The sequence below is a fragment of the Steroidobacter sp. genome (assembly GCF_016790065.1).
Taxonomy (GTDB): domain Bacteria; phylum Pseudomonadota; class Gammaproteobacteria; order Steroidobacterales; family Steroidobacteraceae; genus Steroidobacter.
Genome location: NZ_JAEUPY010000129.1, coordinates 1 through 11231 on the forward strand (window position 1 = coordinate 1; position 11231 = coordinate 11231).

The 11231-nt window shown below is 61.6% G+C and carries 8 protein-coding genes; all 8 read right to left on the reverse strand.

Annotated features, from left to right (window positions below):
- Positions 1-77: 77 nt before the first annotated feature.
- Positions 78-2012 (reverse strand): CocE/NonD family hydrolase, encoded by a 1935-nt coding sequence (locus JNL55_RS05490; RefSeq protein ID WP_293850419.1) that lies wholly within the window; start codon positions 2010-2012, stop codon positions 78-80.
- A 32-nt stretch (positions 2013-2044) separates the two neighbouring features.
- Positions 2045-4216 (reverse strand): TonB-dependent siderophore receptor, encoded by a 2172-nt coding sequence (locus tag JNL55_RS05495; RefSeq protein ID WP_293850422.1) that lies wholly within the window; start codon positions 4214-4216, stop codon positions 2045-2047.
- Positions 4213-5217, reverse strand: coding sequence for a 3-hydroxyacyl-CoA dehydrogenase NAD-binding domain-containing protein (locus tag JNL55_RS05500; RefSeq protein ID WP_293850425.1), 1005 nt, complete (start codon positions 5215-5217; stop codon positions 4213-4215). The genes JNL55_RS05495 and JNL55_RS05500 overlap by 4 nt, the downstream gene beginning before the upstream one ends.
- Before the next feature lie 111 nt (positions 5218-5328).
- Positions 5329-6750 (reverse strand): APC family permease, encoded by a 1422-nt coding sequence (locus JNL55_RS05505; protein ID WP_293850428.1) that lies wholly within the window; start codon positions 6748-6750, stop codon positions 5329-5331.
- The gene (locus tag JNL55_RS05510) at positions 6747-7742 is read right to left on the reverse strand and encodes a dipeptidase (protein ID WP_293850431.1); all 996 of its coding nucleotides are present in this window, start codon (positions 7740-7742) and stop codon (positions 6747-6749) included. Before JNL55_RS05510 ends, JNL55_RS05505 begins: the two co-directional genes overlap by 4 nt.
- A 99-nt stretch (positions 7743-7841) precedes the next feature.
- On the reverse strand, positions 7842-9377 hold the full coding sequence (locus JNL55_RS05515) for a PLP-dependent aminotransferase family protein (RefSeq protein ID WP_293850433.1): 1536 nt from the start codon (positions 9375-9377) through the stop codon (positions 7842-7844).
- 59 nt (positions 9378-9436) lie between these two features.
- A complete protein-coding gene (locus tag JNL55_RS05520) occupies positions 9437-10666 on the reverse strand; it encodes an alpha/beta hydrolase family protein (protein WP_293850436.1) in 1230 nt (409 codons plus the stop codon).
- 2 nt (positions 10667-10668) lie between these two features.
- Positions 10669-11231 (reverse strand): TonB-dependent receptor (locus JNL55_RS05525; RefSeq protein WP_293850439.1); only part of this gene is annotated, 563 nt, incomplete at its 5' end.

Below are 11231 nucleotides of genomic sequence, written 5' to 3' on the forward strand. Positions count from 1 at the left end.
TATCGCCTTGCTTGTGACGCGCGAATGCAGCTTCGACGCGCGCATCCGCTTCGGCACGAGTGAATGTGGCTCTCAGGTCATGGGACATGACCCTTCTCGCCCAGCACCCGCAAGCTCAACGCCGAGCGCGTCGCTGCCCCCACGTGAATCGCCAACTTCGGGGCAGGGTCGCGTTCCAGGCCAAGAGTATTGCCTCGATCCGCGCCTGCAATCGTCAGTCGCAATCGATCGCCTCGGTGAAACACGCGCCCCACCGCAAGCATCGTGAACTCCAAGGCGACGGGCGTTGCCGACAACGGCGGCGTGGCCGCGATATCGGTCGAGTTCGAACTGGGAAACGGCAACCCGAAATTCAGATAAGGCGGCCGACCCAAGGTCCGATGCGAGGCACGCAACATGCCATCGGAGATCAACCGGGAAGTACCGTCCTCGGAGACCACATTGAGGTACGCATGCACATCGGCATCTGGAGCATTCTCAGAAGACAGCCACAGCTTCACCACAGGGATGCCTGCCACGTACAGATCCTCTGCCAGCGGCGGCGATGTGTACGTGAGTGACTTCGTATCGTTGACGGTGACGGGAACGTCATGAACGAGACCGCCCCAGCGAGTGCCAGTAGATCCGACCGACGCCGAATAGTCGACGCGCCACGGCTGGCGCGACGAGTTCGCTTCAGGCTCCCAGCTCAACGAGCCGTCGTACTGAGACACGATGGTGTTGGAAACCTTCCCTGACAAATACAGATCACGATAATTCGCCTGACGCGGCGGCCAGGTATCCGAAGCGAACCACTCCGTGTGTCGTGGATCTCGCTGCAATCCGAACTGCACCGCTGGGCGCTGCTCGGCGTCGTTGGGCATCTTGCGTAGCCAACGATCAAACCATCGCAACGTCTCCCGCGCCACCAGCCGCTCGCGTTCAATGTCGCGCGGGTCGTTGGGAGCCGGACCGGATTTACCATGAGGATACGGGCCGTAGATCAGTTTCCTGGGCACCGTGAGGTTGGCGTACCAGAGCAGCATGTCATTGGCATAGATGTCGTGCCAGCCGCCGGACAGCAGCGTCGGCACACCGCCAGCGTTGACTCGATCCAGCACGGTGTAAAGATTGTTCTGTCCCTTGAGCTGATAATGATCGATGAAGGGCAGCACATCGCGAACTACGCCTGCCGTCTTGAATGCGTCCAAGTGCTGGAAGTATTCGTCGTCGACGCCTTCGCGATGTTCGTCGATGGCTTTGCGTAGCTGCACCTGATCCCGATCGGCATCGACCGCCGAGATATTGGTGATCGGCGCGTTGGGATCGGTAGAACGATTGTCTAACTTGGCGACGTTCTGCACCCAGCCGCCCTGCCAACCGTCACGAAAGATGCCGCCCATCGAGTACGCCGAGTTCGGACCGTCGAAGAAGCCGTACACCATCGACAACGCTTTCAGGGCCGGCGGCCTTTCAGCTGCGACCCGAGGCTGGACTTCCGCCAGATAAGACGAGCCCAACATGCCGACGGTGCCATCGCTCCAAGCTTGGCGAGCGATCCAAGCAACCAGATCGAAGCCGTCTTTGCCTTCGATATCCTCTCCTTCGGCATGCGAAGGGCCGAATGACGCACCCGAACCTCGCATGTCCGCCACCACTAGCGCGTAACCATACGCAAGTAGTAGCTCCGAGCGAATCGGATCGTCGGCGATCGACATGAGCCCCTGCGCATCGGTAGCGGAATATTGTCGGTGCTTGGTGCCGCCGCCGGGCAACGGAGCGGATCGCCCGTACCGCGTGTACTCCAGCACGACCGGGAACCGACCGCGCTTCACCTTGCCATCTCGCGCCGGCAAGTAATAGTCCACCGCCAGACGCACACCGTCTCGCATGGTCACATAGACGGAACGCCGAATCGCCTGACGATAGACGAACGGCTCATGGCGCCGATATTCACCAACGCCAGCCGCGACGGTAGACAGTCCCGACACGGCCGGCGCCGACTCGCCGGACGATGCTGTGGCTACCAGCATCGTCACAGCGAGCAACACAAATCGATAGGCCGCTACCATCGATACGACACGCTGCCGATCACACGACGCGGCGGATTGACTTGCAATCCGAACCACATCGCCTCGGAGTACGAAGAGTAGTACTTGGTATCGAGCAAGTTGGTGGCCGCAATCTCATAGCGCCAGCGCTCCCGGTCGTAGAACACTCGCAAGTCCACCTCGGTGAAACCGCCGAGATCGAATGCGATGGGTCGACCATAGCCGGCCGCATCGAATGTTTCCATGCCTGACTTGCGGACCACGCCAGCACCGACGCCCGCGCCCCGCAACGCGCCTTCCTGGATCTGATAACTGGTAAACAGTGACAACCCGAAATCCGGCCCGTTCGCCGACTTGAACCCCTGGTACTGTCCTTCGATGAACTCCGCGTCCAGATACGCCAACGAACCGAACACTTCCCAGCCGGGCAGCAGCGTGCCCTGGAAGTCGACTTCCACGCCGCGGCTGCGCTGAGTGCCCAGCGGCAGCACGAATCCAGGATGGGCCGGATCGCGTTGCTGGATGTTGGTACGACGCATATCGAACGCCGCGACGCTGTAGGAAAGCCGCCGATTCAGCGCATCGCCTTTCAAGCCGACTTCGTACGCCTTGCCTTCCTCGGGCCCGGCCAGGCCGGCACCGAAGAGTCGTCCACCGCGCGGCTCGAAGGTTTCGCCATAGCTGGCGTAGACATTCAGCTGCGGAGTCAACGCATAGGTCACGCCACCTTGCATCGTTACCTCGTTGGCCTTCAGCTCACTCCAGGTGCCGAACGGCGCCACCGAATAATCCTGATAGTCCGCGATATCACCGCTGCGCAAACGATTGCGAGTGATATCTCGCGAGTATCGAGCACCAACGGACACAGTGAGACCGTCCACCGGACGTGCGAGCACCTGAGCGGTCACACCGGAGATCTCGCGACGATTCTCCGAGCCAAAGAAATAATCATAATCGGTCGGGAACCGATGCACCGACACGCTCGCCCAATCCGGCGACATGATGTTGAAGCCCGTCGGGCCGTTCTCGCCGACATCCATGGTGTCGGTGTCGAGCTCGGCGTAGTCCGCACCGAAGAACAAGGTGTGCTTACGGCCGAACAGTTCGACATCGCCGAACAGATTGACCTCGGCGGCATACACTTCATTTTCCTGGTCGCGACCGTACAGATAGGAAAAGGTCTCGCCGGTCTCATCGGTGTTCCAGGTCTGGAAAGCATCCGCCCTGCCCTTGACCTTCTGGTACTGCACGTTGCCGCGCAGCTGCCAATCGTTCTGGAACCGATGTTCCAACACACCTTGCGCGAACGTCGCTTCCTTCTCCGTGCGATTCCACGGCGCGCCACCGGATCGATCACGCGGCGTGCGCGGTACGACGAAGTTGCTGGAGACCAGCTGATTCGGATCGCTCGAATCAGTGCCGATGAACTGCGCGCCGTAGCCGAACGATGGCGCATAGGTGTAATCCTGATAGATCACACGAGTCGTGACAGACGTGTTCTCGCCGATCTGATACTTGAGCGTCGGCGCCAGCGCCTTCAGGCGCGAGCCGTCGACATCCATGTAGCTATCCTCTTCCTGGGCCGCGCCCACGATGCGATAGCTGAGACGCCCGTCATCGTCGATGGGCCCATGCACATCGCCCTGCACTCGCCGGTGTTGATAGCTGCCGGCTTGCAGGTCGAACTGAGCGCCGAATGCATCGGTGGGCGCCTTGGAAATGGCGTTGAGGGTTCCGGACACGGAGTTCTGTCCATACAGCGTCGAGGTGGCGCCTTTCACCACTTCGAAACGTTCGAACGGCGACAGGTCCAGATTGATGTTGGCCGTCATCCGGAAGCCGTCGACCTTGATGGCGTTGATACCTTGCTGCAAGAAGCCGCGATAGTAATTGCGAGGGAAACCGTCGCGTGCATGCGAAACACCGCCGGAAGCGTCCACCTTGTAGACGTCTTCGAAGTTGGCAATGCTGGCGAAGTCGAGCAAATCCTGAGTGATGACCTTGACGGTCTGCGGCGTGTCCTTGAGCGACAGCGGCATCTTCAAGGCGCTTTGCGCTTCTTCGTACTTGAATTGCGTCGCGCGGACCACGACTTCTTCCAGCTCGGTGTCGGCCGCTGCATGCGCCATTGCCACGGTCGCGTACAACGACCCGACAGCGCCGCGTAGGGCATGTCTCGTTTTCATCGCTCTCCCCTTACAGGTTTTGTTTCTGGACCATCGACAGCCGCGGCCAGTTGCGGCTGCTCTTGCAGATGCTGCATCAGGCTCAGCAACTGGCGATCGCGCCGCTGTTGATGTTGGACGATGTCTTCGCTGCGCATCGCCTGTATCAAGTAACCATGGATGCGCTCGATCAACGCGTGATCCCAGGCATAGTCGGCGCGAATATCCGACATCAAACGCCGCGCACCGGCTTCATCCGTCAGCATGTATTCGCGATAGCCCTGCGTGGCATTCAAGTGGCTGGTTTCGAACGGTCCCAGAAACGCCCAGCGCAAGCCCAACCCATGTTTGATCGCGGCATCGATGGCTTTCGGCTCGCAGTAGCCCTCACCCACCAGATGCAGCGCCTCGCCGATCAGCGCGTACTGCAAACGGTTGATGACGTAGCCATTGATTTCGCGCGTGACATCGACAGGCACCATGCCCATCGACTCCACCATGGTCCGGCAGGCGTCGAGCGCCCAGCGTTCGGTCCAAGGCGTCGGACAGATTTCGATGGCTCGTAGAATGTGCGGCGGATTCACCGGATGCACCAGCAAACATCGGCCCGCGCCCGGCAATCCTTCGGTGAATTTCGAGACCGGGAGTTCGCCCGAGGAGCTGCCGATGGTGACCGACGGTGCCGCCAATGCATCCAGCTCGGCGAACACAGCTCGCTTCACGGCCGGATCGTCGGAGACGCTCTCTTGAACGTGATGCACATCATCGAGCGCAGCGGTCAGCGATGTGACTGCATGAATTCGCTCGCGCAGCAGTTCTTTGCGTTCCAGCCGGCCAGCGGCCACGAAATCGTCCGCTGCCGCGTCGATGAAGGTCCAGGCTCGGGCCAGCGCCGCTTCGGAGATGTCGAACAGCCGCACCTCGGCACCGCCCATCGCATAGGCGATAGCCCAGCTGCGACCGATGTTCCCTGCACCGACGCAAGCGACACGCAGCGTACCCGTCTGTGTTGTTCTAGCCATTGCCCCAACATGAATCTGCGATGGCCAACGCAAGGCGTTCGCCGGTCAGCTCATCTTGGGGAAATTCCGGCGCGGTAACAGGCCCAGGATGGGCGATGCTCAAAGATCCAGTTACTCGCCCTGCAGGATGCGTTGCTTGCGCTCAGCAAGGCTCAGAGTCTGGCGATGGGCCGCCGACAAGCGCCAGAACAGTGCGCCGGCCAGGCCCCACAGCAACATAAAGCTCCACTGCAACAGTCCACCGCCAGCGATGGCGGTCACCACGCCAGCAATAATGAGACCAACCGACAACACCACCGCGAGCCGGGGTAGCCATAGTCCGCCGGGAACGCGATAGGGCCGCGGAGCATCAGGCTGCAGCCGTCGCAGCTTGATCAGCCCTGCGCAGACCAGAACAAACACTACAAGCAACGGCACCGCCGCCATATCCACAATGGGGCCCAAGGCGGCGCGACCGAGCAATCCCATCGCCACCGCGAGCGCCGAGATGAACAGCGTGGCACGCAATGGCACCGGCAACTCCCCCGGATGAGGCGCTCGCTCGCGTGCGAAGAACGGCAGAGTCACGCCGGCCTGTGCCATACCTTGCAACACGCGTGCACCCGACATCAGGTTCGAGTTCCAGCCGGTCAGAATGCCGCTGATACCAGCCACGATGGCCAGATACGCGAGCCAGGGCTGACCAAGTCCGTCTTTGAACGCCGAGAAGATCGGCAGCGTCGCGGCTTGTAGTGCCGGGCGTTCCAACGACCCGGCCGCCGCAAGAATGGCGCCGCCGTAGAAAATAAATGCGCCGGCGGTGGCCAGACCCACGATGGTTCCCAACGATTGCAAACGGAACCCCGGACGTCGGTCACGCACCGCTTGCGGAAGCACATCGAAGCCAGCGAAAAAGAACGGCGTCATGACCGCAACCGACAACACGCCGAGCCACACATGCGACGCCTGCTCAGCGACGAATAACGGCTCCAAACGCTCCGCTCGTCCGAGCGCGAGCGCGAAGCCGAACAGCGTGATGCCGATGACGATCTTCATCACCACCAGCGCGTCTTGAAACAAAGCCCGCGTGCCGACGCCGCGCAGATTCACCAGCGTAATCACGATGACGCCACTCACACCGAGCAGCAGATCTCCCAGCTGCACCTTGCCGCCGAACGCTTCGTAGATCGTCGGCCCGCCCAGCCAAGGCATCACCGCCTGCGACAGCCACGCGATGGTCACGAAGTACCAACCGCAAGTCGCGGCATACATCAGCACCAAGAACCATCCCGCGGTCGCCGCGGCCCGTTCGCCGAAGGCTTCGAAGACATAGGCCATCGAGCCGTTGGCATCGGGAAACAACGCCATCATCTCGGCGAAGCACAGGCCGATCAGCCACATGATCAGCGCACCCGCGCCGAACGCCAGCAAGGCTCCGAGCGGCCCCGCTTCCGTGATCCACAAGCCGGTGGCCACGATCCAGGCCACGCCGATGATCGTGCCGAACAGCACAGTGAACAGCTGGAACGGCCCCAATCCGGCGCTGCGGCTCACTCCCATGCAGCGGCACACACGCGCAGCCAATTGCGCCCGAGAATATTTTCGATGTCGGCGTCGACGTAGCCTTTGCTCAACAAACCGTCGACGATTTCCGGCAACTGCTCCGGCATCACATATGAGAAGCCGGGCCAGTTCGGATCGGCGGCCACCGGCCACTCATCGGGCCGTGAACGGATCCAGGCCGTGACTGCCTCACCGTCGAACACGACATCCAAGCCGAGCCCGACATGTTTCGGTCCCACCAGCTCGCAGATGTGATCGATGTGACGCACGACGGCCGCGGCCAGATCATGATCGCTGCCCAAGTAACCGCTGCAGCCTGAAATTCCCACCAGCCCGCCAGTGGCCGCGACGGCACGGATCTGCTCATCGGTGATATTGCGAAAGCTCGGCGCCAATGTCGTAGCGTTGGAATGACTGAACACCATGGGCCGTTGCGCCATCGCCAAAGCATCCATCGAGGTACGCGGACCACAATGACTCAGATCGACCAGCACGCCCGCTCGCTGCATCTCAGCGACGACTCGCGCACCGAATCGCGTCAGCCCGCCATCGTTCACATCAGCACAGCCGCCACCGGCGCTATTGGCCATGTTGAATGCCAGTAGGTTGTGACGAATGCCCAGATCCCGGAACGCTTCGATCAAATCCAGATTGCGATCCAGACAGCGCGTGCCCTCGAATTGCAGAGCGACTGCCAGCTTGTCGGCGCGGCGTGCCGCTTCGACATCGTCGATCCGCTGCACGATCTGTATGTCCGGCAGCGCTGCCAGCTTCCGGCGCGCTTCGGCGACGATAGCTAACGCCTGTGCGCTGTTGTGACGATCGCCGGCGAGTGTCACCGACAGCAGGTTCACACCGGCGTCCTTGAAACGCTTTAATTTACCGTAGTCATTACCCACCGTATCAGCGGGATCGAAGTCCAACGGCCACACCATGTCGCAGACGAGTGCGTCCCGACAGAGCTGCTCAGCGCGGCTCACCATACCTGCCCCCTCAAGCATTACATCGACCGCCTAGAGTAGAGGCGGATGGCAGCACTTCGACAGACCCAAACCGCGAGCCGGCTCGGACCCAGCATCGTGCTACGCCTGACCGCCATTGGCAGGGGCTGCGGCGATCAGCGCGGCCAGGGTTTCAACGGCATCCCGAATCACACCCACCGGCAGCGACGAGAACCCCAACAGCAAGCCGGCACTGTCACGGCCGTCGCGATAGAAATTCTTCAGCGGCACCAGCACGATGCCGGCATTCGCCGCCTTGGTCAGCAGCGCCTCCAGCGACATGCGACGAAGCAACTTGGGCGTCATGAATCCCAGCAAGTGCAGCCCGGTTTCATCGGGCTGGATCTCGATCAAGCCGCTGAGCTGCTCGCGCATCGCCAGCAGCAACGCCGACTGTCGCTCACGATAGACCTGGCGCATGCGTCGCAGGTGCGTGGCGAAATGCCCTCGCCCGATGAAGCTGGCCATGACCGGCTGCTCCAGCATCGTAGGAAACAGATCGATGGCATCCCGCGCACTGCTGAAGTCGCTGACCAGCCCCGAGTTCATCACCATGTAGCCCATCCGCAGCGACGGAAAGATGGATTTGGAGAAGGTGCCGAGGTAAATCACCCGGCCATCCCGATCCAAGCTTTTGAGCGTGGCCAACGGCGTGCCGGTGTAACGAAACTCGCCGTCGTAATCGTCTTCCAGCACCCAGGCGTTCGATCGGGTCGCCCAGTCCAGCAGCTCCTGCCGACGCGGCAAACTCATGGTCATGCCAAGCGGATGCTGATGAGCCGGCGTAACGATCGCCATCCGAGCATGCGGCGCTCGGCGGATGCCTTCAGCGACGACCATGCCTTGCTCGTCGATAGGCACATCGACAGCCAGCAGGCCGTTCGCCTCCACCAATGCGTAGATCTCTCGGGCAGTCGCCTCTTCGATCCAGACCGCATCGCCGGGCTGTAATGCCAAACGCATGAATAGATCCATGGCATGGAAGCCGCCGCCGGTGACGATCACATCCTCGGCATCGCAAGTGAGGCCGCGCATGGTGCTGAGATACTGCGCAATCGACGAACGCAGCGGTAAGTAGCCGCGCGGGTCGGCGCTATCGATGACTACCCGGCGCGGTTTGGCCCAATGACTGCGATACAGATCGACCCAGACTTCAAACGGAAACTCCTCGCTTTCCGGATGGCCGATCTCGAACGGTCGCGCGGACTGCGGACAACGCGGCCGCCGATGCGTTGAAATACGAGCGCCCCGCGACGACAGAATGGCTGGTGTTGGTGGTGGGACCTCGGCCGGCACAGCGGTGCGGGCGGCAAAGAAATAACTATCCGGCGCTCGCTCGGCCACCACCGTGTTCATGCGCGCCACGCCAACCAGATAGCCTTCGGCGATCAGCTTCTCGAACGCCGCCTTGACGGTGTTGCGCGAACAACCCAGCTCATCCGCCAGAATTCGGCTCGACGGCATCGGCGTACCGGCGGCCAGGCTGCCCCGGGAGATCGCCGTAGCGATCTGCTCGCTCAGCTGCTCGCTCATGGGCTGCGAGCTGTCGCGGTCGAGAGATAGGCCCAGCAGAATGAACAGCGATGCACCGGCATCGCTCTTCGTACCGCGCGGCATGTCAGCGTTTGGGACTGGACATCATGCCCGGACTTTACACCAAACATTTGGCTGCGGACTCATTGCAACTTCCGTAGCAGCCGCGCCTCCGGGTACTTCCGCGTACCTTCGAGCAATGGCGTGGCCTCGCTCCCCCGCAGGTACTTGTCGAAGAACTCCAAGGTGTAGTTGTTGACGATGCGATGCGCGAGGCGCGGATTGATGTCTTCGGCCACCTCCGGCTCGAACAGCGGGAGATCGGAGAAGTTCAGGTGCGAGGCTCGGTTGACGTTGACGCGATACCAATCCGCGGTACTCCGCCTCAGCATCGTCCAGTAGTAGGTCTCGGCGGCGTGGGCCAACTCCCGGTCGCCCGCATCGATGGCCACTTCCGAAGTGTCCAAGCCACCCCACATGCCATTCATCAGCAGCAAGGGACGCGGACTGCCTTGCGTGACGACACCATTCGCACCGAGCCAGCCGAACGGCCAACCATCGAAGTTCGCGGCGGCCTTGATCCGCGGCTCTGTGCGAGTTGCCTGAAATGCGACGATGCCGCCCAGCGACCAACCCAGCGCGCCCACCCGTTCCAGATCCAACCGCCCACAGAGTCGATGACGACGATCGGCAGCGACCACGGCCAGCCGATCCAGCACGAAGCGAACATCCTGCACGTACAGGCTGAGATCGGCGCGTGCCCAGATGAGTTCAAATTGATCTCGCGATGACAGTTTTTGTTCGGCCTCGGTCAACACAGTGCTCGCACCGTACTGAGCGGAATAGCGAACGCCATCCTCCCGGTAAGCGGTGCCGTCGGGGAAACGCTCGATGCCATTGACGCCGCTATGACCGACTGCGACGACCACGTAACCGTGACTCGCCAGGAACTCAGTCTGAAAGGTCGCGCTGAACTGCGGCAACTCTCGGCCGTGGCTATAAATCAGCACTGGCAAGCGCTGCGGCTGAGAAACGACGGCGGCGTCGATCACCGATTGCGTCTCGACACCTGCCGCACGACTCGCAAGGCTGCCTGCTGCGTACAACCCAGGCTGTAACGCATAGGGCGCGCGGCGCGGCTTCCCGGAGAACACCGCCGGATACCACACCTGCACCATCAGCTTGCGCTGATCCTTCGCCGCGGTACTGGGGTCGTCCCGCTGCTCATCCACCCACAGCTCTTCGAACGTTCCTGTTTGATACGGGCCGCGTGGCTCACCGGCAAACAGCTGCTCCGGTACGTGATAGGGCTCCGACGCCGCGTAGGCGTTGAGCGCCACGAGTGCGCTCAACAAAAGCAGTGTGACGCGCACGATCAGAAATCCATCGCGACGCGCGCATACACGAAGCGGCCGCGAATGTCGTTCTCGTAATTGTTGTAGCCGTTGACGACGACTAGAAACGGCACTTCCCGATCGAACGCATTCTGTACGCCCAGCGTCAGGCGCACGGCATTCATGGGCAGCCACGATTGTGAGCGGCCCTGTGTGCCGCCCAACTCGTAGGCCACCTGGAAATTCGCAGTCGCGTAGAAAGGAATCTTGCGATCGATCCGCTCACCACTGGCGGACAGATCCGAATAGCTCGACATGAAATTATATTGGGAAGCAGCTGACCACGGCCCACGCGCCCACGAGAGCCCCACAGCCCCGCGAGTCTTGGGCAGCGCGCCGGTGGAGAAAAACATTCCGGCCGAGTAGTCGTAGCCACCGGCAATGTCGACCAGCGAGCCGCCAGCGCCGCCGACCTTGAACGTGGCCAACTGCGATAGCGCCACGTCGACTTCGAACTGCCCCGCGGCCAACTCCGGCAGTGCATAGTTGAACGCCAGCTCGTAACCCGACATCTCGCGCCGTCCAAGGTTGTAGAACGGCGTCT